The organism is Pseudoalteromonas rubra (assembly GCF_004212645.1).
Lineage (GTDB): Bacteria > Pseudomonadota > Gammaproteobacteria > Enterobacterales > Alteromonadaceae > Pseudoalteromonas > Pseudoalteromonas rubra_G.
In genome coordinates, this window is sequence record NZ_PPUZ01000005.1 from 32,239 (window position 1) to 55,841 (window position 23,603).

The 23,603-nt window shown below is 50.4% G+C and carries 17 protein-coding genes and 1 tRNA gene; 12 read left to right on the top strand and 6 right to left on the bottom strand.

The genetic code is table 11. From position 1 onward, the window contains the following. The first annotated feature begins 111 nt into the window (after positions 1-111). From prlC to C3B51_RS02430, 6 genes are all read left to right on the top strand, one after another. Positions 112-2,157 (top strand): oligopeptidase A, encoded by a 2,046-nt coding sequence (gene prlC, locus C3B51_RS02405; protein WP_125716676.1) that lies wholly within the window; start codon positions 112-114, stop codon positions 2,155-2,157. A 158-nt stretch (positions 2,158-2,315) separates the two neighbouring features. Beyond that, on the top strand, positions 2,316-3,455 hold the full coding sequence (locus C3B51_RS02410) for a response regulator transcription factor (RefSeq protein WP_130244053.1): 1,140 nt from the start codon (positions 2,316-2,318) through the stop codon (positions 3,453-3,455). Between the two features lie 86 nt (positions 3,456-3,541). Then, positions 3,542-4,297, top strand: a complete 756-nt coding sequence (locus C3B51_RS02415) for a class I SAM-dependent methyltransferase (protein ID WP_125716674.1) — start codon at positions 3,542-3,544, stop codon at positions 4,295-4,297. A gap of 144 nt (positions 4,298-4,441) precedes the next feature. Further along, complete coding sequence (locus tag C3B51_RS02420) at positions 4,442-6,367, top strand: methyl-accepting chemotaxis protein (RefSeq protein ID WP_130244124.1); 1,926 nt, start codon at positions 4,442-4,444, stop codon at positions 6,365-6,367. Between the two features lie 132 nt (positions 6,368-6,499). Continuing rightward, entirely contained in the window at positions 6,500-7,498 is a 999-nt protein-coding gene (locus C3B51_RS02425; protein ID WP_130244054.1) for a DUF4350 domain-containing protein, read from the top strand. Positions 7,499-7,586: 88 nt separating this feature from the next. Beyond that, positions 7,587-9,149, top strand: a complete 1,563-nt coding sequence (locus C3B51_RS02430) for a bifunctional GNAT family N-acetyltransferase/carbon-nitrogen hydrolase family protein (RefSeq protein ID WP_125716672.1) — start codon at positions 7,587-7,589, stop codon at positions 9,147-9,149. Between the two features lie 43 nt (positions 9,150-9,192). Here C3B51_RS02430 and C3B51_RS02435 read toward each other — a convergent pair whose 3' ends face one another. Together C3B51_RS02435 and C3B51_RS02440 are read right to left on the bottom strand one after the other, a co-directional pair. Next, positions 9,193-9,618: a hypothetical protein gene (locus C3B51_RS02435; RefSeq protein ID WP_130244055.1), complete on the bottom strand. Its 426-nt coding sequence runs from the start codon at positions 9,616-9,618 to the stop codon at positions 9,193-9,195. 11 nt (positions 9,619-9,629) lie between these two features. Continuing rightward, entirely contained in the window at positions 9,630-11,438 is a 1,809-nt protein-coding gene (locus C3B51_RS02440; RefSeq protein WP_130244056.1) for a S8 family peptidase, read from the bottom strand. A gap of 360 nt (positions 11,439-11,798) precedes the next feature. On the opposite strand from C3B51_RS02440, the gene C3B51_RS02445 reads away from it, so the two are divergent. Then, a complete protein-coding gene (locus tag C3B51_RS02445) occupies positions 11,799-13,031 on the top strand; it encodes a serine hydrolase domain-containing protein (RefSeq protein WP_130244057.1) in 1,233 nt (410 codons plus the stop codon). Between the two features lie 78 nt (positions 13,032-13,109). On the opposite strand, the gene C3B51_RS02450 is transcribed toward C3B51_RS02445, so the two are convergent. The 3 genes from C3B51_RS02450 to pepA form a co-directional block, all read right to left on the bottom strand. Beyond that, positions 13,110-15,956 carry a valine--tRNA ligase gene (locus C3B51_RS02450; RefSeq protein WP_130244058.1) on the bottom strand — a complete coding sequence of 949 codons (2,847 nt, stop codon included), beginning with the start codon at positions 15,954-15,956 and terminating at the stop codon, positions 13,110-13,112. A 23-nt stretch (positions 15,957-15,979) separates the two neighbouring features. Continuing rightward, entirely contained in the window at positions 15,980-16,426 is a 447-nt protein-coding gene (locus tag C3B51_RS02455) for a DNA polymerase III subunit chi (protein WP_046004999.1), read from the bottom strand. 147 nt (positions 16,427-16,573) lie between these two features. Beyond that, a complete protein-coding gene (pepA, locus tag C3B51_RS02460) occupies positions 16,574-18,085 on the bottom strand; it encodes a leucyl aminopeptidase (protein WP_130244059.1) in 1,512 nt (503 codons plus the stop codon). 231 nt (positions 18,086-18,316) lie between these two features. Between pepA and lptF the strand changes: the two genes are divergently transcribed. Continuing rightward, positions 18,317-19,429: an LPS export ABC transporter permease LptF gene (lptF, locus tag C3B51_RS02465; RefSeq protein ID WP_125716666.1), complete on the top strand. Its 1,113-nt coding sequence runs from the start codon at positions 18,317-18,319 to the stop codon at positions 19,427-19,429. Continuing rightward, positions 19,426-20,496: an LPS export ABC transporter permease LptG gene (lptG, locus tag C3B51_RS02470; RefSeq protein WP_130244060.1), complete on the top strand. Its 1,071-nt coding sequence runs from the start codon at positions 19,426-19,428 to the stop codon at positions 20,494-20,496. The genes lptF and lptG overlap by 4 nt, the downstream gene beginning before the upstream one ends. Positions 20,497-20,565: 69 nt before the next feature. Here the strand turns inward: lptG and C3B51_RS02475 are convergent, their stop codons facing one another. Further along, complete coding sequence (locus C3B51_RS02475; protein ID WP_125716664.1) at positions 20,566-21,063, bottom strand: RDD family protein; 498 nt, start codon at positions 21,061-21,063, stop codon at positions 20,566-20,568. Between the two features lie 250 nt (positions 21,064-21,313). On the opposite strand from C3B51_RS02475, the gene C3B51_RS02480 reads away from it, so the two are divergent. The 3 genes from C3B51_RS02480 (at position 21,314) to C3B51_RS02490 (ending at position 23,457) form a co-directional block, all read left to right on the top strand. Beyond that, positions 21,314-21,398: transfer RNA gene (locus C3B51_RS02480), tRNA-Leu, on the top strand. Positions 21,399-22,511: 1,113 nt separating this feature from the next. After that, complete coding sequence (locus C3B51_RS02485; RefSeq protein ID WP_240657353.1) at positions 22,512-22,829, top strand: catalase; 318 nt, start codon at positions 22,512-22,514, stop codon at positions 22,827-22,829. Positions 22,830-23,067: 238 nt separating this feature from the next. Then, the gene (locus tag C3B51_RS02490) at positions 23,068-23,457 is read left to right on the top strand and encodes a DUF6746 family protein (RefSeq protein ID WP_240657351.1); all 390 of its coding nucleotides are present in this window, start codon (positions 23,068-23,070) and stop codon (positions 23,455-23,457) included. Positions 23,458-23,603: the final 146 nt, after the last annotated feature.

A 23,603-nucleotide genomic window follows, 5' to 3' on the forward strand; every position in this document is an offset into this window, starting at 1 on the left:
GTTGCCATACAGCGACCCTATTTAATTTATCAGGATTGGCTGGGAGGCCTTGTTTTTTGTTGGAAAACACCCCAGATACACGAGATAAGCAAAGATCAAGAGAGAGGCGTTATGACTAACCCGTTAATTGGCATGGAAGGCTTGCCACCGTTTTCAAAAATCAAACCAGAACACGTTGTAGAGGCACTGAAGCAGGCCATCGAGCAATGCCGTAACACCATAGATGAAGTATTAAAAAACGATTCATACAGCTGGGAAAACCTGGTCCTGCCGCTTGAAGAAGCCGATGACAAGCTGTCTCGCATGTGGTCGCCCGTGTCGCATATGCATTCGGTCGTCAATAGCGACGCACTGCGCCAGGCCTATGATGCCTGCCTGCCTTTGATCTCTGAATATAGTACTTATGTTGGTCAGCATCAGGGTCTGTACGAGGCCTATAAGTCGCTGAAAGAGTCTGACTCCTTCGCGACGCTTAGCACGGCGCAGCAAAAAACCATTAATAATGCACTGCGAGACTTCCAGTTGTCGGGCATTGCACTGGCACCAGAGCAGCAGAAGCGTTATGGCGAGATCAGCGCGCGTTTGTCGGAGCTGGCCGCCAAATTTGGCAATAATGTGATGGATGCGACCCAGGCCTGGACAAAGCATGTCACCGACGAAGCTCAGTTATCCGGGTTACCAGAGTCTGCACTGGCGCTGGCAGCGCATACGGCGCAAAGTAAGGAATTAGAAGGCTGGGTGTTTACTTTAGACATTCCGTCTTATCTGCCGGTGATGACCTATGCGGATAACCGAGAATTGCGCGAAGAAATGTATCGCGCCTTTGTAACGCGCGCATCAGATCAGGGGCCCAATGCCAACGAATTTGATAACTCAGCACTGATGAGCGAGGAGCTGGCACTGCGTCACGAACTGGCACAGTTGCTGGGCTTTGACAGCTACGCAGATAAATCGCTGGCGACCAAAATGGCGCAGTCGCCGGAGCAGGTCTTTACTTTCTTAAACGACCTGGCCTTACATGCTAAGCCACAGGCCGAAAAAGAGTTGGCTGAACTCAAAGCATTTGCAGAAAAAGAGTTTGGCGCGACTGAGCTGGCCGCGTGGGATTACGGCTACTATGGCGAAAAGCTTAAGCAGGCGAAGTACGCCATCTCCGATGAGCAACTGCGTCCTTATTTCCCGGCCGATACCGTGCTGAAAGGGTTATTTGAAACCGTACATCGCCTGTTTGGCATCAAAGTCACCGAAATTAAAGACTTCGATAGTTATCATCCGGATGTGCGTTTCTTTGCTATTCATGATGCGCAGGGTACCTTGCGTGGTCACTTCTATCTCGACCTGTATGCCCGCGAGCACAAACGTGGCGGCGCCTGGATGGATGACTGCATGGGCCGCAAAGTGCGTGCCAGTGGCGAGCTACAAACGCCGGTAGCATACCTGGTGTGTAACTTTAATAAAGCGGTAGGCGATAAACCTGCGCTGTTTACCCATAACGAAGTCACTACCTTATTCCATGAGTTTGGTCATGGTATTCACCATATGCTGACTCAGGTTGATGCCGCACCGGTTGCGGGTATCAATGGGGTTGCCTGGGATGCCGTGGAGCTGCCCAGTCAGTTCCTGGAGAACTGGTGCTACGAAGAAGAAGCACTGGCCTTTATTTCTGGTCATTACGAAACGGGTGAGCCATTACCAAAAGAGTTGCTCGACAAACTGCTGGCGGCGAAAAACTTCCAGTCGGCTATGCAAATGCTGCGTCAGCTGGAGTTTTCCTTGTTTGATTTCCATATTCATGCCGATTACGATCCGGCCAAACCGTGCCAGATCCAGCAAACGCTGAATGCCGTACGAGAAAAAACCGCCGTGATCAAAGCGCCTGAGTTCAATCGCTTCCAGCACAGCTTTAGCCATATTTTTGCCGGTGGCTACAGCGCGGGTTACTACTCGTATAAGTGGGCCGAAGTATTGTCTGCGGATGCCTTCTCGCGGTTTGAAGAAGAGGGAATTTTCAACCGCCAGACGGGGGCTGACTTTATGCAGCATATCCTGGAGAAGGGCGGTTCAGAAGAGCCGATGGCTCTGTTTACCCGCTTCCGTGGTCGCGAGCCAAGCGTAGACGCATTGCTGCGCCACAGTGGCATTGAAAAAGCAGCGTAAGTGCTGCACTTTGGTGGCGTTTTGAACATCTGTTCCCCGCATGCCACCAGAGCCGACTTAAAAACACCACATAAGCACTTTGTGTGGTGTTTTCCATTCGCAAATTAGACAGTTCACGCTATGCTGTTTTAAAGAACCAACCTTGTAGGGACCGCTGCATGAGCAATTTAGTACTGGCCATTGATGACGATAAACTGGTACACCACATTGTTGAACAATCCTTATTGCACAGCTGCAAAGTCATTCACGCTTACAGTGGCGAAGAAGGACTAAAAATGGCGGCGCAGCAGCGCCCGGATATCATCCTGCTCGATATTGAAATGCCCGGCCCTTCGGGGTTCGAGGTGTGTGAGCGGCTGAAAGCCAATCCGCAGTTGTGTGATATTCCGGTGATGTTTCTGTCGTCTAAAAGCGCCATCTCAGAGCGCATGCGTGGTTACAATGCCGGTGGGGCAGACTATATTGTTAAACCGTTCGACAGCGATGAAATGCTGGCACGGATCAAAGTGCTGGATGAGTATCGTCGGCAGTCGCTCAAACTGAAGCAGGATGTACAAAAAGCGCAGATCACGGCTGAAATTGCCATGTCGGATTCGGGCGATATGGGTCGCATTATGCGTTATGTGGGCCAGTCGTATCATGCCCACGATTTGAATACGCTGTCGGAGTACTTTTTTGAGTTTTTTGTGCCGTTGCAGCTTCAGGTGGCGGTGGCGTTTTGGTATCACGACAGCGAAGTGTTTTACTCGCAGGAAGGCGCAATTCAGCCGCTGGAGCAGGAGCTGCTGGAAAAACACCGCAATGGCGACCGCTTTGTCGATTTTGGCCGCCGCACTATCATTAACTACCCCAAAGTGTCTTTGCTGATTAAAAACATGCCAACGGATGATGCGGGGTTATACGGCCGTTATAAAGATCTGCTGCCGCACATTCTGGAAGCCACCAACGCCAAAATCAAAGATATGGAAGTCAGTGAAGTGGCACTAACAAAAGTGGAGCAAATTGGCCTGGCCTTTGAGGAGCTGAGCGACCAGCTGGGAGAGGTAGCAAGCGCATACAACGACAAACTGGCGCAGTTTTCAGCGTATGTCAGCAGCGATCAGGTCAATGGCAAGCAGGCAGAGGCAAAGCAGCTATTTGAGCACTTTTCGCTGATCAACGATGATTTTTCGATAATCCGCTACAAGCTGGGTGAGATCACCGAAGTACGTCATGAACTGATCCAAAGCTTAAATCAGATGGCCAAGCCCTGGGGCGAAGAAGACGTACCGGCACAGACCGATATAGAGCTGTTTTAAACGGGCATAACGCGCCGCACCACAAAGTTTTCATAACTGTGATGATCCAGATATAATCTCCGTGTTTAAACTTGCGGAGCCTGCTGTTGATCATCCATACCCCTTTTGCTGAAAACCGACCTTATCTTGAGCGTATCGAGCAACAGTTTGCGCTGCACAGCTGGCAGCAGGCCAATCCTAACTTTCGGTTGACCTATGATGAGGCCGGTTTGCAGTTATTAAAACTGGATGAACCTAAACTAGGCGGTATCCGGGTCGATTTTGTGACCGGCGCCAGTGCTCATCGTCGTAAGTTTGGTGGCGGTAAAGGGCAGGCCATTGCCAAGGCGGTGGGGTTGAATAAAGGCGCTACTCCCGTGGTGTTGGATGCCACGGCAGGACTTGGGCGCGATGCCTTTGTGCTGGCTGCGTTGGGCTGCGAAGTGATATTACACGAGCGTCACCCGGTGGTGGCGGCACTGCTGTTTGATGGCCTGGAGCGTGCGTATCAGGACAGTGAAATAGGCAGCTGGATGCAGCAAAATATGCGCATGATCTTCGGCTCCAGTCATGAACTGCTCGCTCAGAGTGAATTAAATCCGGACGTGGTTTACCTGGATCCTATGTTTCCGCATCGTGAAAAGTCTGCCCAGGTTAAAAAAGAAATGCGGGTATTCCAGTCGTTGGTTGGCGGGGATGCCGATGCCGATGCCTTGCTACCGTTTGCCTATGAGCTGGCCACCAAACGTGTCGTGGTGAAACGTCCCGATTATGCGCCGTTCCTGAACGAGCAAAAGCCCAGTATGCAGATCGAAACTAAAAAGAACCGTTTTGATGTGTATGTGAAAGCCGCGATGAAGTAAAGTTCCTGTAAAAGGTAGAGAGTTCACCTACGCCAAAAGTATGTTTTTAAAAACGCCTGTTCGTTTTGTGAGCATTTTACATTAAATTGTCATAAAACATTAATAGTCTACGCCCGAATTTGAATCAATATGGCTGTAGTATCTATGCGTGTTTCTACCTTTACCCGGCTGCTTGCCGTGTTACTGGCGCTTGCCAGTATCGTGCTGGCTGCCACATTGTTCTGGGCCAGTCAGGTCTTTAGTGAATTAGACAAACAAAACAACGCCTATGTTACGCTGAAAAACACCATACTGATCGATTTAGCCGGTACGATCGAAGATTACCTGAGCACGGGTGACAGCCAGGAGCTTAGCAAAGCCAGCGAACAAATAAGCACCCTTAAACAGCAACAATTGACAGCGTTGCCTTCGTCACTTGCCGGCGACATGACCAGCAGACTCGATGCGCTGGATGGCGATATTAACGGTAAATATCGTGCACTGGGTAAGCTGTCTGGCAACGAAATGGCGTTGCTCGACAACGCCATCAGGCAGATGTCGGGCTCGGCATCGTCTTTAATGAGTTACACCGCAAAAGCGTCCGAGCACCCACTGGCACCGCACTACTATGCGCTGGCTTCGGATTACTACGGCGAAGTAACCAACCTCAGTATTTACACCTATCAGCTGGTGATCCATTTTGAACAGCAAACCCGGCAAAACCTGATGAGCAGTGTGCGTCGTCTGCAGGAACTGGCGCAGCAAATAGAGCGGCTGGAAAACCTGGGGGTGATGAGCGAAATTGACGAAGACGAGCTATTCCTTGGTGCTGAGGCAGAAGATTTGGCGCTGGAGATCAAGGCTGAGCTGGTTAGCTGGCCCAAACGCTTCAGTCGCGATTTGGAAAATACCCTGGCGCAGGCCGAGCAACGTCAGCAGGGGATGGCGCAATTACGGGGCGATATTAAGGCCATTTCGGCGCTGGTATTGAGCGCTGAAGAGGCGTTGCAGGCAGAGCAAAACACACTTAAACAAAACGTCTTTACCATCTTTGGTGTGGCCATTGGCTTGCTGGTGTTGCTGGCCATTGCCGTGTATATCGTGCAGTTTAGCCAGGTACTGACGCCACTGCGTCAGCTTCGTAATGGCTTTGCCTTCCTGATTGAAAGTAATGAACTTAAAAACATCGACAGTCAGAATGCCAACACCGAGATTGGTGAGATTGCCAGTTATTTCAATCAGCTGATTGAGCGTCAGCGTGGTGAAGCCGAAGAGCGCGAGCAAATGCTGGCAGTGATCAACGACTTTATGCAGGACATGAACACCAACCTCGCCAGCATCAGTGCGCTGGCCGAGACCACCTCAACTCAGGTAGAGCAAAACCAGCAACAACTCGATGAGATCAAAGCGCTGGGTGTTGAAGCCAGCGACATTAACCAGCAGGTGGCGGATAACGCCGGTGAAACCTTCTCTGCCATGAAGCAAAGTGTTGGCTATGCCGAATCAATGTTGAGCGCCAGTTCCAGCACCCAGCAGCGTGTGGAGCAGGGCCTGTCGAGCCTCAATGAATTACTCAATGGCGTTGCGGACGTCGGTAAGGTCATTGAAATGATCCGCACCATTGCAGAGCAAACCAACTTACTGGCGCTAAACGCCGCCATTGAATCGGCACGGGCCGGAGAGCATGGCCGCGGGTTTGCAGTGGTCGCCGATGAAGTCCGTAAGCTGGCGCAGCAAACTCAGGATTCACTGTCCGACATTAATCAGCAGCTGACGATCCTCAGCGATAACTCAAGTAAAGTGTCTTCGCAGATCAGCGCGCTGGCCGACGAAGCGCAGCAGCAGACCGAGCATGCCCAGGAGCTGAAGAGCAACTCAGAAGGCGTTGCCGAGCGGGCACAGAGTGCCAATCAGGTGGCAGAGCATGCCATGGAGCTGGCGCAGCAGCAAAGTTCATTGGTTGATAACTTTAGCAGTGCCATGGCCACGATGAAGCAACAGGTGAATGGCTCAAATCAGCAGGTACGCGATATTCAACACAGCCTGCAAGAGCAAATGGCCAAAATTCGCGAGAGCATTGGCATTCGCTAACGGGTTTTAACCAGGCACGCTTGCTCTGGGGCACAGACAAAGCGTGCGTGTAAATGATTGTCCTTTGCTGGCAAGTCGCGTGGATCTTTGCTAATACTTGGCCATGCGCGACTGATAAATAAGGACAGTACAATGAACTGGTTAGCCAAAACGCTGACAACGGGCTTGTTTGCACTGGGGCTGAGCGCCTGCAGCGATAGCAATCAGCTGGCCGACCCGGATTTTACCCCGCAAAACACCGAACGTCGTTTCTCACCGGATAACAGCCCGCTCGTCTTATTTGATGAGGCACACCATAACTTTCTCACTATGGATGGCCGTTATCGGGCTTTTACTGACGTTTTGCAAAGCGATGGCTATACCGTAAAAGCCAGTACGAAGGCGTTTACCGAGGCACACCTTAATCAGGCCGATATTCTGGTAATTGCCAACGCACTGGACCGACAGCGCAGCGACTTTAACCCACCATTTGGTAGCGCGTTTACTGCACAAGAGGTTGCTGCGGTGTTGCGCTGGATAGAGCAGGGTGGCGCGTTGTTTCTGGTTGCCGATCATACTCCATTTCCCAGAGTGATAGACAATCTCACCACTGCGCTGGGTATTGAGTTTAGCGATGGTCATGTTGGCGACGCGCACTTTAGCATCACAGATCAAACTCTGGCGTCCCATGCAATCACGCTGGCCGTGGTGCCGGCACTGAGAAAGCTGCCGGGGGCAACGTCTATGACCGGGTTTGGGATAACTGGTGCCGTGGGTGGCGCAGCCTCCGCTGCGGTGGCAGAGCCGCCATCCGGTCAAATTGAACGAGTACGCTCATTTGGTGGTTCGGCTTTTAAAGTGCCGGATGACGCGACTTCATTACTGACTTTGGGCCCGGGCGCGACGTCTGTGACCCCCAAGATCCCCTTTCAGGTAACCGCCGATACGCCGCGCATTGCTGTGGATGGCTGGAGCCAGGGGGCAGTGCTGGAGCTTGGCAAAGGCCGGGTTGCGGTTTTTGCTGAAGGCATGATGTTTTCGTCTCAGCGCGATACCAGCAGCGGCAAAATATACGGCATGAACAGCGCCGGGGCCGAGCACAACGAGGGATTTTTACTCAATGTTATGGCCTGGCTGGCACGTACTGAATAGGGGGCGCTTATTGACTGCAGGCATTTGAATACGCAAATGCAGCGCCAATATCCTATTATAAATACAAGTAAAGTGAGCAGGAGACACAATGAGCGACAGTAACTTAACTGAAAACTTTGAACATAAACTCAATCTGCGCAGCCTGGAGGCGGATGATTATGACGATCTCAAAGAGGTGATGGAAATAGTCTATCCTAACCTTGGCGGCGCGCCTTCCGAGAGACAGTTCAGGGCTCAGCTCTCCAGCTTTCCACAAGGCCAGATCTGCATTGAAGACCACGGTAAAGTGGTCGCTGCGGCGTTTTCATTGATTGTGGATTACGACAAGTTTGGCGATCACCACACCTATGATGAGATAACCGGTGATGCTTACCTGACAACACACGATCCGCTCGGCGACGTACTCTATGGGGCTGAGGTGTTTGTTCACCCCGATTATCAGGGCATGCGCCTGGGGCGGCGTTTATATGAAGCCAGAAAGGAGCTGTGCCAGAACCTCAATCTTAAGTCGATTGTCGCAGGCGGGCGTATTCCCAATTATCAGCACTACGCCAGCGAAATGTCGCCACAAAAGTACATTGAACTGGTTAAAAAGAAAGAAATTTACGACCCCATTTTGAGCTTTCAGCTGTCTAACGACTTTGAGGTAAAGCGCGTCCTTAATAAATATATGCCCGAAGATAAAGAGTCCAAAGGCTATGCCACCTTGCTGGAGTGGACCAATCTTTATTATGAGCGGAATGAGTCGCCTCTGTTTGGCGCGGTTAAAAAGTCTGCCCGGGTGGGCTGCGTGCAGTGGCAAATGCGGCCACTTAACTCTGTGGAAGAGCTGACCCAGCATGTGGAGTTCTTCATCGATGCGTTGGCGGATTATCAATGCGATCTGGCGCTGCTGCCTGAGCTCTTTAACGCCCCGTTAATGGGCATTGAGGCCCATGACAATTCGCTCGATTCCATTAAGGCTCTGGCTGAGTTTTCTAATGAAGTGGTGGAGGCCATTTCGCATCTGGCAGTCAGTTACAATATCAACATTATTGCAGGCTCAATCCCGGTGATTGAAGACAAAGAGCTCTACAATGTGTCGTACTTCTGTCGTCGCGACGGCACCATAGAGTCGCAAACCAAAATTCACCCAACCCCTTACGAAAAAAGCGCCTGGATCATGCAAGGCGGTGACAGCCTGAACGTATTTGACACCGACTTTGGTAAAATCGGGATCCTGATCTGCTACGATGTGGAGTTTCCGGAGCTGGCGCGATTGCTCTCAGAGCAGGGCATGCAAATTCTCTTTGTGCCATTTTGGACAGACACCAAGAATGCCTATTTGCGGGTGCGCTGTTGTGCACAGGCGCGGGCCATCGAAAATGAGTGTTATGTGGTGACAGCAGGCAGTGTGGGTAACCTGCCTAAAGTGGATGGAGCCGATATTCAGTATGCCCAGTCAGCGGTATTTTCCCCCTCAGACTTTGCCTTTCCTCATGATGCGACCATGGCAGAAACCACCCCTAATACGGAAATGACCTTGATAGTCGACCTGGATTTGGAAAAACTGCATGAGCTGCGTCACGAAGGATCGGTCAGAAACTATCTCGACAGACGACGCGACTTGTATCGGATAAACTGGCTGGGTGAGCAAAAAATCAAAAAATAACAGTAAAACCCAGCACTATGCAGTGCTGGGTTTTCGCCTGAGGTTATTCAGCCTCTAAGCCTTCGATATCAATCCCGAACTGAGTACTGAGCACGCCACTTAAAGCCGCAATTCGGGCTTTAAATTCACGTAAATCTGCACCTGTATCAGCGATGAAAATAGCGCGACTGCCTCGCACATACACCAGGTTCAGGTCATGGGCTTTGGCAAACTCACTGGCGTTGATCACCGGCTCCAGTTCGGCGACCACTTCTCCGGTCAGGGTGTAGGCGGCACCAGATTTTGCATCAATCAGAGATGTGCCGGCCTGCAAGTTGGTGCTGGCCGTTTGATACGTTTTACCATTCAGGCTGAGCGTTTGCATGGTGCTGGCGCTGAGCGGTTTTGCCTCATACACTTCGTTGGTGGACGCACTGGCAACTGAAATGCCGCAGGCAAATAATGCGGTGGTGATTAGGCGTTTTTTCATGTCGGTGCTCCTTATTTACGACCAATAAAGCGAATGTCCCATGACTTCAGCAAGCCATTTTCGAGGTTGTTTTTGTGCACCATATTGACGTTGGGCACACCCGCAGCACTGGGGTCAAACTGGTAGTATTCATCTTCGGCTGCGGTATCAATCACCCGTAGCGTCCACTCACCCTGGGCCGGCTCACCATAAAAATGGTGGGTCAACATTTGGGTGTTTTCCATGCCATTTTTACCCAGGATGGTTCCGGTGCGCGGAGTCATGATCACGCTGCGAGTACCAGATGGGGAAATTAGTTCGATTGCCAAATCTCGGGTGCTGGTGTGGTCGATATTCACGCGCACCTGAACGGCATCAACCGTCATTTCTTCTGCTGAAAGATAGGTGCTTTGCACACCGTCCACATCGCCATCCGGGATCTCGGCGTTTGCACTCACCGCAAAGCGCTCAGTCTGAGTAAATTGCCCCAGATTTTGGTTGTAGAATCGTGCCATATTGACCGCTGCGTCAACGTCTACGGCACCAAAGCCATAGTAATTGTGGAACGCGTAACCGGCGGCATTGGTTTGCCATGCATCAATGGCCTGGTAACTGACGGTTTCGCCCTGGGCATTATTAAATGACAGCGAAACACCCGGATGCTCTGCATCAATCTTGCGTGCAGTGGAAGCCAGGATATGGCGAACGTCTTGCCATGTCAGTGCCGGGTTTGCCGACATGATCAGTGCGATGGCACCGGCAGCACTGGGGGCGGCAGACGAAGTACCGTTAAAGCGCGCACCATAATCACAGGTTGGATCCAGTGGATGACCGCCGTGCAGTGCGTTACGGCCATAAGCCGGATTGTAACCCGCCTCACAGCCACTCAGGTCGGTGGTGATCATCGCGGGTGAATAGACCCCGTACTGGCCACCTGTGGCCGATACAAATACCGCCGAGCCCACGGTTGAGTAAGACGAAAGCTGGCCATCGGCGTTATAGGCCGAAACTACCAGGTTCCAGAACGAGGTGTCCATGCGCTCCAGGTTGACGTTCTGTAGTGGCAAGCCGTGGTTTTTGTTATCAAAGCGCAAATAACCAGAGCCAAAACGTGGATCGGTATATCTCTGGCTGGTGTAGCCATTACCGGCAGACTTTACGAACAACGCACCGCGGCCACCATGTGTGGTGCGGGTGATCTCTTCCTGCGCATCTTCATAGGTTTTAAGCCAGGGATCTTCGTCGTAGTCGAAGCCGACAGGTGCCGACAGCGTGCGGCCATAGCTTTGGTTAAATATCCGTGGGAAATCAAACGAATGTTTATTGTAACCATCGGAATACATGCCGTGAGACTGAAGCCAGTTAGCGGTATTGTAGTTGCCTGATGAGATCAGGTTAAAGCCCACAATACCGGCCCGTGGTGCGATGCCACGTCCGCCAATGCCATTGAAAGCGCTGGCGGCGATAATGCCGGCAACTGAGGTGCCGTGACGATCAGTGGGGCCCCCGGGCACCAGATCGGGCGTGTCGGTGGTAAAGTTCCATGAACCCGGACGCACATTATCACGCAAGTCTGGATGAGTCAGCTCGACCGCACCGTCAATCACAGCTGCAGTAACGCCGGAGCCCATAATACCCAGTGCGTGAGTCAGCGACAGGTTCATATCTTCGCCAGCCTGACCGCCGCGCTCTGAAAACGCAGCCTGACCGGTATTTTGTAGATGCCACTGGTGAGATACCAGCGGATCGCCCGGCATCAGTGGATAATCGGCAGCCGAAACGGCCACACTGTGTGAGGCCGCGATAAGCGTGGCCAGCATGGTGAGTTTGGTTTTTATCATGAGTTTGGATTCTTCTTGTTGATGATTTGTCCCTGTTTCTGTCTGTACCCTATATTGTCACATTTGAAAATGCAAGGTTGTTATTTTTAAACTTTGAGTTAATAGATTTTCGCCTTGCGAGAAAAAAGTCTAAAGAATGCGACTACTTACGCGGTGATGGATGATTTTTGCCTGAATATATCGTTCTAAGCACTGATTAATACTTAGTAGTACCGAATTGTACAGTTGCTTAACATTAGGGCGAGTGCCACAGTGCACTGCCTGTTTTTAATAAAGTAATACACAATGCAGAGAAGTTGCGCTAAAAGGGGAAGTTTCGCAACAATAGGATGATATTGAACAAATAACAGGAAGATTCTGATGGCGAAGTTAACAACGGTTTTGCTCATGGCTGCGCTAGGTAATATCACTTGTATTGCTGCTGGAAAAACCAATGGTAGTCACCAAGGGGCGCCTGTTGCATCAGTTAAAGAAGCAAACATTAAACATTGGTGGCAACCAGAAACTGGGGAGAGGTTCTGGGACATTGCCATTCTTGCCCATGCGTTTATTGATGCAGAGCCATCGGACAGACAAGATGGGATACCCACAGGCAAACTCAGTTTAAATCGCAGTGGTATTAAGCAGGTTGTTGACTTTGCCAAGGAGATAGCAAACGGTGAGCATGGTGAATACGACAGCTTGTTGATTGCTCATAAAGGAAAATTGGTGTTTGAGTCTTATTTTAGACGCGGTCGCATCGATTTACCGCACCCTCAGTCTTCGGTCACTAAAGTTTATACTGCTCTGGCATTGGCTCGCGTCATAGAACTTGGCTATCTGACAATGGCTGACCTGGGCAAGCCCTTGATCAGCTTTCTTAAAGAAATTGTACCTACAAGGTTAGCAAAGGGCGCTGATAAAATCACCCTGCACCAGGCTTTAACTATGACAACAGGGATCAGTCAAACCCATTCGCAGTGGGAAGCAATGCAGGCATATCCAAAGCTCATAACGGGCCAGAAAGAAGTTCAGGTGCTACTTGAGCAGAGCGAGTCTGTCAGCGCACAAACTCAAGTATTTAACTATGGTATTGGACCGCAGTTTGTAATGCAGGTGGTTGAGGCCGTGACCCCAATGCCTGTTCATGAATTTATAGAAAAAGAGTTATTCGCCAAATTAGGAATAGTTCAATATGACTGGAAAACGGCTGCAAATGGACTACCTGAATCGGTCTGGAAGAGCAGCCTAACCGCTCGGGATATGATTAAAATTGGCATGCTAGTGATGAATGAAGGAAAATGGAATAACCAGCAGCTAGTTTCGCAGGCATTTATCAACAAGGCGACTAGCCGTTTGCTTGATACCGCTGAAGAAGAGATTTTTGGTGGTGGTAAAGATGTGTCTCAACAGGGATATGGCTACTACTGGTGGCACTCGGTATTACAACATGGTGATAAACGTTATACCAGTGTCTCTGCGCAAGGAGGTGGGGGTATATATATTATGCTGATAAAAGAGCTGGATCTGATCATGGTCGTCACAGCTCATGCGTCTGAGAATGCAACTCAGCAGCTTGTTGCTGAACGGGTCCTGCCTGCTTTTATAAACTAAATATAGTGTACTGAAGGCCTAAAAAAAGGAAGCCGTTTAGCGACTTCCTTTTTTAAAATAAACAACAATCAATGATTGTTACAGGCTTTCGATTTTCGCTTTTTGCTCAAGCAACTTAGCTTTGGCATCGCTGTACTCGGCCAGTTTGGCTTTTTCTTTGTCGAGTACCGCCGCTGGGGCGTTGTTGACGAACTTCTCGTTTGCCAGCTTTTTCTCAACCTGTGCCAGACCTTTTTCTGCTTTTTCAAGCTGCTTAGCGATACGGGCCATTTCGGCTTCGACGTCAATCAGACCCGCCATTGGGATCATGATCTCCAGGTCGCCAATAAAGGCAGTTGCCGATGCCGGCGCATCGTCTTTGCTTGCCAGTACCTTGATGTCTTCCAGTTTAGCCAGTGAACTCAGGAATGCCTGGTTGTCGTCGAGACGACGCTGATCCTGTTCAGACACATTAGCCAGCAGTACGCCAAGCGGTTTGCTTGGGCTGATGTCCATCTCACCACGGATGTTACGAATAGCCAGGATGAACTGCTTAACCCACTCCAGGTCTTCCATCGCTTGTGTATCTACCTGCGACGCATCAAACTGCGGGAAGCTCTGTAGCATGATGGTGTTGGCTTCGATCCCAGCCAGTGGCGCAACACGCTGCCAGATGGTTTCTGTGATGTAAGGCATTAGCGGGTGCATTACGCGCAGCAGGCCTTCGAGTACAGTGATCAGGGTATGACGTGTACCGCGTTGTTGCGCTTCGTTGCCCTTGAACAGAATTGGCTTGGTCAGCTCCAGATACCAGTCACAGAACTGGTTCCAGGTGAACTCATAAATGGTGTTCGCGGCCAGGTCAAAGCGGTAGTTGTCCAGGTGCTCACTGAAGGTTTTCACTGTGTTTTGGAACTGGCCCAAAATCCAGCGATCGGCCAGAGAGACCTGCATCTCGCCACCGTTGAAGCCACAATCCTGCTCTTCGGTGTTCATCAGCACGTAACGGCTGGCGTTCCACAGCTTGTTACAGAAGTTACGATACCCTTCCAGGCGGTTCATATCCCAGTTGATATCACGGCCGGTTGAGGCCATGGCAGCCAGGGTAAAGCGCAGCGCATCGGTACCGTGCGCTTCAATACCATCGGCAAAGGTCTTGCGGGTGTTCTTTTCAATCTTAGCGGCCAGTTGTGGCTGCATCATGTTACCGGTACGTTTTTGAACCAGGCTTTCCAGATCGATACCATCGATCATGTCCAGTGGATCCAGTACGTTACCCTTCGACTTTGACATCTTGTCGCCATTTTCGTCGCGGATCAGACCTGTCACGTAAACGGTTTTGAATGGTACCTGAGGCTTGCCTTGATCGTCTTTCACAAAGTGCAGTGTCATCATGATCATACGGGCAACCCAGAAGAAAATGATGTCGAAACCGGTTACCAGCGTGTCTGACGGGTGGAACATTTTCAAATCGTCGGTGTTCTCTGGCCAGCCTTGGGTTGAGAAGGTCCACAGGGCAGAAGAGAACCAGGTGTCCAGTACGTCATCGTCCTGGCTTAGAACCACGTCGTCTGCCAGGTTGTTGTCGCGGCGCACTTCGGCTTCGTCGCGGCCAACGTACACATTGCCTTCGTTGTCGTACCAGGCCGGAATACGGTGTCCCCACCATAGCTGACGAGAAATACACCAGTCCTGAATATCACGCATCCAGGAGAAGTACATGTTTTCGTACTGTTTAGGCACAAACTGAATGTCGCCGTCTTCAACGGCTTTGATTGCTGGCTCAGCCAGTGGCGCAACGCGTACATACCATTGGTCAGTCAGCAGCGGCTCAATAACGACACCAGAGCGGTCACCGTAAGGCACGGTCAGGCTGTGATCGTCGATTTTTTCCAGCAGGCCGGCTTGCTCAAACTCTTCAACGATCAGTTTACGGGCATCGAAACGGTCCAGGCCATGGAAGCGCTCAGGTAATGGCGCATCCAGCTCAAGTGGTTTGCCATCAAAAGTGAAGGTTTCGCCTTCGCTTAAAATCGCCGCATCTTTGTTGAATACGTTGATCATCGGCAGCTGGTGACGCTTACCGACTTCATTATCGTTAAAGTCGTGAGCTGGCGTGATTTTTACACAACCTGTGCCTTTTTCCATATCGGCGTGCTCATCGGCAACGATTGGAATACGGCGGTTGACGATTGGCAGTAAGATCTCTTTGCCGATCAGGTCCTGATAACGCTCATCATCTGGGTTTACGGCTACACCGGTGTCGCCCAGCATGGTTTCCGGGCGCGTTGTTGCCACGACTATGTAGTCTTTGCCATCTTTGGTTTTAACGCCATCGGCCAACGGGTAGCGCAGGTTCCACATGTGGCCCTGTTTGTCTTTGTTTTCTACTTCCAGATCTGAAATCGCAGTGTGCAGTTTCGGATCCCAGTTCACCAGGCGCTTGCCACGGTAGATAAGGTCGTCTTTATACAGACGAACAAATACTTCTTTAACCGCTTCAGACAGGCCGTCGTCCATGGTAAAGCGCTCACGATCCCAGTCTACTGAGGCGCCAAGGCGACGTAGCTGTTTTGTGATGGTGCCACCCGATTCGTTTTTCCACTGCCAGATGCGGTCGATGAATTCGTCGCGGCCCAGGTCATGCCGGGTTTTGCCTTCTTCGGCTGCCAGCTTACGCTCAACCACCATTTGAGTGGCGATACCTGCGTGGTCCGTACCCACCTGCCATAAAGTATTTTTGCCCTGCATACGCTGGTAGCGGATCAGGGTGTCCATGATGGTGTCCTGGAAAGCGTGGCCCATGTGCAGGCTACCCGTGACATTCGGTGGCGGGATCATGATCGAATAGGCATCGCCCTGACCTGATGGCTTAAAGTAGCCATTCTCTTCCCAGCCTTGGTACAAAGACTGTTCGATATCTTGCGGATTATAGGTTTTATCCATTACACAGAACCTTAAAAAATACTTTAGTTGTCAATTTCTTTGGTTGAAATTTCAGCGCCGAGCTGACGCAGTTGCATGAACCGCTGGCGTGCCGCGTGTTTGGCATTGCTTTCAACCGGCACAAAATCATAGATCTTGTCGAATCGGCGCACAAAATCTGGCAGCTGTTGTGCCAGATTAATTAAAATGGTGCGTCTGCCAACGGGTGGCATTTGGCCGATCTCGACCGGTGCGCCCCCTTTGGGGCCTTCGCCTTGCAGGTTATGAGGCACAAAACTGTCGGCCTCAAAACACCACAAGTGCTCGTCAACCGCATGGGCATCTTCAACGCTGTCTACGTAAATAAAGACACGTTGTCCGGCGCGATACAGCTTAGCGGCGCTGCGTGCGGCGAGATCAAAATGAGCCGGCACTGGTTTGCCCGGCTCATTATCTTGCTTTAATACAAAAAAGCGTGCGTTGATGGTCATGACATGTGGTTTTCTAGCTAGCGAAACGCCCTGCCATAGCGGGTAAATCAGCATCTGACACAGCGTTCAAAATAAAGCCGCATTCTGACACAGAATGCGGCTTTCATCAATCAACGTGGTGCGCGACATCCTGTGCCGCGTCGGGAATTAATCCTGCGGCTGTTCGGTCACATCAGCACGGTTAAGCAGGTATTGCATTAACATAGGCACCGGACGACCGGTTGCACCTTTATTGGCACCACTGCGCCAGGCTGTACCTGCGATATCCAGGTGCGCCCAGTTGTACTTCTTAGTGAACTTAGACAGGAAGCAAGCGGCAGTAATAGTACCTGCTGCACGTCCACCCAGGTTGGTGAAATCGGCAAACGGGCTTTTCAGCTGCTCCTGATAATCATCCCACAAAGGCAGCTGCCATGCGCGGTCACCACTTTGCTCAGACGCTTTTAACAGGTCATGGGCCAGCGGGTTGTGGTTCGACAACAAACCTGTTGCGTGATGACCCAGCGCGATAATGCAGGCACCGGTCAGGGTTGCGACATCCACCACCACTTCTGGCTCAAACGCTTCTACGTAGGTGAGCGCATCACACAATACCAGGCGACCTTCCGCATCGGTATTGAGTACTTCGACGGTTTGCCCTGACATCGTAGTCAGGATGTCACCAGGACGGTAAGCATTGCTGCCCGGCATGTTTTCACAGCCAGCCAGTACGCCAATCACGTTGAGCGGCAGCTGCATTTGCACCACGGCACGCATCAGGCCCAGTACGCCCGCGGCACCACCCATGTCGTATTTCATTTCGTCCATGCCTTCGCCTGGCTTGATAGAAATACCGCCGGAATCAAATGTCAGGCCTTTACCCACAAAGACGATAGGCGCTTGCTTTTGCGGCGCGCCGTTATAGTGGATCACCGACATCACGGATTCGTTGGCACTGCCTCGGCCAACCGCCAGGTAAGAGTGCATACCCAGCTCTTCCATTTCTTTTTCGCCAACCAGGTTAACCGTGACGTTGTCGAACTCATCGGCCAGTGCCTGCGCCTGCTCACCTAAGTAGCGTGGGTTGCAGATATTGGGCGGCATGTTGGCAACATCTTTACATAAGGTTGAGCCTGCTGCGATGGCCAGGCCATGCTCGATGGCACTTTCGCCAATGGGCAGCTCGCGACGCGTTGGGACGTTAAATACGATTTTACGCAGCGGACGACGCGCTTCGCTCTTTTTGCTCTTCAGCTGGTTGAAGGTGTAGAGGCTGTCCTGGGTGGTTTCGACTGCCTGGCGTACTTTCCAGTAAGTATCACGCCCTTTAACATGTTGCTCAGTCAAAAAACACACGGCTTCCATTGAGCCGGTATCATTTAAAGTGCTGATGGTTTTGTCGATGATCTGTTTGTATTGTTTGTCGTCGAGCTCGCGCTCTTTACCACAGCCAACAAGTAGCACACGTTCACTCAACACGTTTGGTACATGATGCAGTAAAAGCACCTGGCCGGGTTTACCTTCTAGGTCACCGCGGCGCAGCAGGTTAGAAATATACCCTTCGCTGATTTTATCCAGCTGTTCCCCGACGGGTGAAAGGCGGCGTGGTTCGTATACGCCAACAACAATACACGCACTGCGTTGTTTTTCTGGGCTACCACTTTTTACGCTGAATTCCATTGCGACTCCTGAGTCAATGTGCTGTCTTTTTTGAACTTTTTATGCCTCAGCCACTCCATTTATGGGGGCTGAACTAAAAAACGGCCAACTGACGCGCGCATTTGGCGCTTTAGCCGGTTGCTTTAGTAGGATATTTGGATCCGATGGCATATAATAAAGTGATTAAAATAACCAGTTTACTCAAAATTTCCCACTATTCCAGTGAAATGAGACGTTTTATAGGGGCGGACATTGCTTATTTTTCGATACCTGACTGCTGAGATTTTAAAATCTCAGGTCGCCGTTTTTATGACCCTTATGACCATATTCATCTCGCAGAAGTTTGTCCGGATCCTGGCGGAAGCCTCAGGTGGCAGTATTCCCGGTAAACTTGTTATGTCTTTCCTTGCCCTGAACTTGCCTAAACTGGCGGTTTATATCCTGCCATTGAGTTTATTTTTGGGGATCATTCTTGCCTACAGCAGGGTCTATGCCGACAGCGAAATGACGGTGCTCAAAGCCTGCGGCGTCAGTGAGTGGTATGTCGTTCGGGTCACCTTAGTGTCTAGCTTTGTAATTTCACTGATGGCGGCGGCGTTGAGCTTGTATGTGGCGCCCTGGGCTGGTGAAAAAGAAAACCAGTTGCGTGAGCAAGCCAATGCTGAGTCCGGGCTTAGTCAAATTCGCGCCGGGCGGTTTCAGCAAACCGGCAACGAAAAAGCCGTGGTGTTTGTTCACAACACCAGTGATCAGGGTAAAGAGCTTAATCGCGTGTTTGTTGCCCAGTTGCCGGATCGTGAGTCAAACCAGGCCGCGCGGATCGTCTTTGCTCAGAAGGGCCGGGTGGTTGAAGAAGGCACCGGCGAGCAACAATTGGTGCTCAGCGATGGTAAGCGGTTTGAAACCGATGGCTTTAGTCAGGCCCTGAACAAGACCGAGTTTAGCAGCTATCAGGTGCAGATCCGTGAGCAGGAAATCGAACAACGGCGTCGTAAACTCGAAGATTTACCTTCGTCCAGCTTGCTTCAAATGGGTACGCCAGAAGCCATTGCCCAATTTCAGCTGCGCTTATCTGTGCCCATTTCGATTATATTACTGACCTTACTGGCGGTGCCGCTCAGTGTGGTGAACCCCAGGCAAGGTAAGTTTGCTAAGCTGGTGCCCGCCATTTGTATTTATCTGGGTTACTTTATCATGCTCAATGCGGGTAAATATCTGGTCGCCGAAGGTAAGGTGCCGACCTCGGTCGGGTTGTGGTGGATCCACTTGTGTGTGTTGTTTATTGGGGCCTATCTGATTGCTAAGGGCCGACCCTTCGGGGTTTGGGTGCGCTCCATGTTGTTAAAACGGGAGCCACAACAATGATGAAGACGCTGGACTGGTATCTCGGGCGCAGCATCTTGCAAACGACTGGCTTTGCGCTACTGGTGTTCGTGGGGATTAATACCTTAATTAAGTTTATTGAGCAGCTGCGTTCAGTGGGCCGTGGTACTTATGAAGTGATGGACGCCTTGCTGTTCACCTTGTACAGCATGCCCAGCGATATTGTGGTGTTCTTTCCGATGGCTGCGTTGATTGGCGGCTTAACAGGCCTGGGCGCATTGGCTTCCAGTAGTGAACTGGTAGTGATGCAGGCGGCGGGCATGTCGCGGTTGCAGATCATCGGCTCGGTAATGAAGTCGGCCATTGTATTAGCCCTGTGTATGATGGCACTGGGCGAGTGGGGGGCTCCACAGGCAGAGCAAACCGCTAAACAGCTGCGTAATCAGGCAATTAATGGTGGTGAGGTATTTGAAGCGCAGCAGGGCGTATGGGCCAAAGATGGCAGTAATTTCATTAATATTGCCAATATCGAGAAGTCCGGCAATCTGCAAAGTGTCAATATTTATCACTTTGGTGATGATCTGAATCTGGTGAAGATCACCCGGGCTAAATCGGGTATTGTCACCGATGAGGGCTGGCAGCTGCAAGCCATTGAGGAAGTGATCATTGAAGAAGAGCAGATCCGCACGGAGTACGCGCAAACCCTTAACTATGTTTCTCAGCTGACGCTGGACCGGCTGGATGTTGCTTCCGTTGAGCCAGATGCGCTGTCCTTCTCTGGTCTGTGGTCGTATTTACAGTATCTGGAGCAAAATGAGCAGGATACCAGTAACTATGAACTGGCGCTGTGGCGCAAAGTCATGCAGCCGCTGACCATTGCCGTAATGCTGCTGGTTGCTCTGTCGTTTATCTTCGGGCCGCTGCGTTCGGTGAGCATGGGCGCACGGATTATTATGGGTGTGATCACCGGGCTTATTTTCCACCTGAGCAATGAGATTTTTGGTCCGATTGTTATGGTGTATGAGATCCCACCTGTAGTGGGCGCGGTGATGCCCAGCGTGTTATTTACTGCGACGGCGTTTTACCTGCTTAATCGCCAGCGAGGTTAGCAAAGAGAATAAACACAAAAAAGCCTGACTCAGTCAGGCTTTTTTGTTGCTGTTGTTGTGCCGGGCAAGCTAGTCCAGACTATCGTAGATCCGTTTGTTTTCTTCTTTGCTTAGTACCACGACTTCGGTGCCACAGATCATATCTTGCAGCGCACGTTTGTGTTTAAAATCAATCAGCACGAGAATATTACCCAGTCCCAGCAGCGCACATAATGCCCGTGCACTGGCTCTGGGCCAGCTGAGTAACTCGCCATCTGGCGTTTGCACTTTCAGTCGCCAGGCGCGCATGCCTATGGTCTGGCCGCTCTTAGTCCAGAAGTAAGCAAAAAACAGCACTGAGACGGCAATCAGCACAAAGCCACGGAAAAAGGACAATAAAGGAGAGGCCTGGATCAGCGCCGAGACGTCTTCATGGCTGCCCTGAGACAGCCAGCCTGCCGAGATAAAGCCCTCAATCACCAATAAAAATACCACCATAGACAGCATTGCAAATGCAATCACGACCAGACCATCATAGATCAGAGATGCAAGACGACGGGTTAAGCCCGCACGGGGAAACGAAGCCATTTGGTTCACTCATTAAAGCCGAAATATGACCTATTCTACCTGATTTTTAATCTAACACTAAAAAACCCGGCGAGTTTTCAGCAGCTGTTCATTTACCAAGCACTTGAACGACGTTTTGTAAAAAACGCTTGCTACCCTCCCGCCAATTTGTATAATGCTGGGCATAGAGACGAAGGCATATAAAACAAAGCCTAAGCTCAAAGTGGTTTTTCTTTATTTTCTCTAAGTTAGAAGATAAAAGAAAAATTATGCCAGTGTGATGGAATTGGTAGACATGACGGATTCAAAATCCGTTGCCTTCGGGCGTGGCGGTTCAAGTCCGCCCACTGGTACCACTTTTTATAACCCAGCTATTAAGCTGGGTTTTTTTATATCTGAAATGCAAGCAATCATCTTGAAGCAAAGTGGAGTCGGACTTGAGCCCCACGCCTGGCGTGGCACTGATGCAAGGTACGAGTCCGTCCACTGGACCCACTTTTTATAACCCAGCTTTTAAGCTGGGTTTTTTTATGCTTTAAATTTATGAGTCAAGTGGCATAGGACTTGAGCCCCACGCCGGACGTGGCACTGATGCAAGGTACGAGTCCGCCCACTGGACCCACTTTTTATAACCCAGCTTTTAAGCTGGGTTTTTTTATATCTGAAATATATGAGTCAAGTGGCATAAGACTTGAGCCCCACGGCGGGCGTGGCACTGATGCAAGGTAAGAGTCCGCCCACTGGTACCACTTTTTATAACCCAGCTTTTTAGCTGGGTTTTTTTATATCTGAAATTCAAGCAATCATCTTGAAGCAAAGTGGAGTCGGACTTGAGCCCCAGGCCGGGCGTGGCACTGATGCAAGGTAAGAGTCCGTCCTCTGGACCCACTTTTTATAACCCTGACCAAATAGGTTGGGGTTTTTTTATGTCTGAATTTTGATGTTTAGCCGAGTGTGGAGTCGGACTTGAGCCCCACGCCAGGCGTGGCACTGATGCAAGTTAAGAGTCCGCCACTGGACCCACTTTTTATAACCCTGACCAAATAGGTTGGGGTTTTTTTATGTCTGAATTTTGATGTTTAGCCGAGTGTGGAGTCGGACTTGAGCCCCACGCCGGGCGTGGCACTGATGTAAGGTACGAGTCCGCCCACTGGACCCACTTTTTATAATCCAGCTTTTAAGCTGGGTTTTTTTATGTCTGAAATCTACTTTTTGATGTGGAGTCGGACTTGAGCCCCACGCCGGGCGTGGCACTGATGTAAGGTACGAGTCCGCCACTGGACCCACTTTTTATAATCCAGCTTTTAAGCTGGTTTTTTTTATGCCTGGATTTTGATTGCCACAAAATGAACTGCTCACGATTTAAGGACGTATTTTTGAAACCGGAAGCTGGTCTGACCGGTCCCCTTTTCTGAGCGCAATGATCACGATTGTGCCGGATGTTGAGTGTTATTCTTTACGGAGGTATTGTGCGTCTTTTCCATATGATCTATCTGAGCATGTTACTACCTGCCAGTTATGTTTTTTCAGCAGAGCAAGTCACGGCACAACAGTTTGTTAATTTACAGCAAGGTAATTCAAGCTTTGCTGGGTTTCGCAGAGCGCACGCCAAAGGGGCTTGCGTTGCGGGGTATTTTGAGCCCAGTGGGCAACTGTCTGCTTTAACCCAGTTGCCGATTTTTGCGCAAGGCACAACGCCTTTTATAGGGCGCTTTTCTATCGCCGGTAATAACCCCACTGCGCCTGATCTAACAAATGATAAATTTTTAGCTTTGCTCAGCGTCTAATACTGATAGAGTAATGCGGTTTTAGTGTGAGCTTGTCAAAGTGACCAGTAAGCAAGGCCAATTGTAATGTGTGGGTTGCCGTTGTCGGTGGTTGCACATCTGGCTCTGAGGCTTTACTTCGCACTTCTTAAGCCTATGATGGGCGGTAAATTAACGCCGATCAGTTGACCGGTTTTGTCTGTACGCCATACTCATAAACCACTTTTTGAACCCTATATTTCAACGCTAGAGAGATTAAATGAAAACGTTAATTGTATTGCTTATGAGCGCTGTACTTGCTTTTTCCGCCCAGGCAGATGAAAAATCTATTCAGCACCTCAAAATCGCAGATGTGACTTCGGTTGAGGATGCACGAAAGATCTTTATTGAAAAGACATCGGAAATTAGAAGTAAGCGGGATTTGGATGCGGCCGAGCTTCAGGAGATCCATGTGATCACGTATACCCTTGAGAAGAGCGTTGAGTATTTCGCGCTTAACCTGATTGGTGACAAGAAAAAGCTGGCAGAAGACATTGCGGTGGTGGTCGAAAATATTCACATTAATTCAGAAAGAAATCGTAAAGAAGAAACGCGCAAGTATCTCAATCAATACTTTGTGATGGCAGATACATTTATTAAGGGTTTCTAATTCGACACTCTGAGTGACGCTCCGTAAAATGACGAGCCAGCCTGTACTGGCTCATATTTACGTCATGATCATTGAAGTTTGAGTCAGGGAGCTGTTTATCAGGCGTGTCGCGCTTTGATTTGGCTGGTGTAAATGAGTGCTAAGCC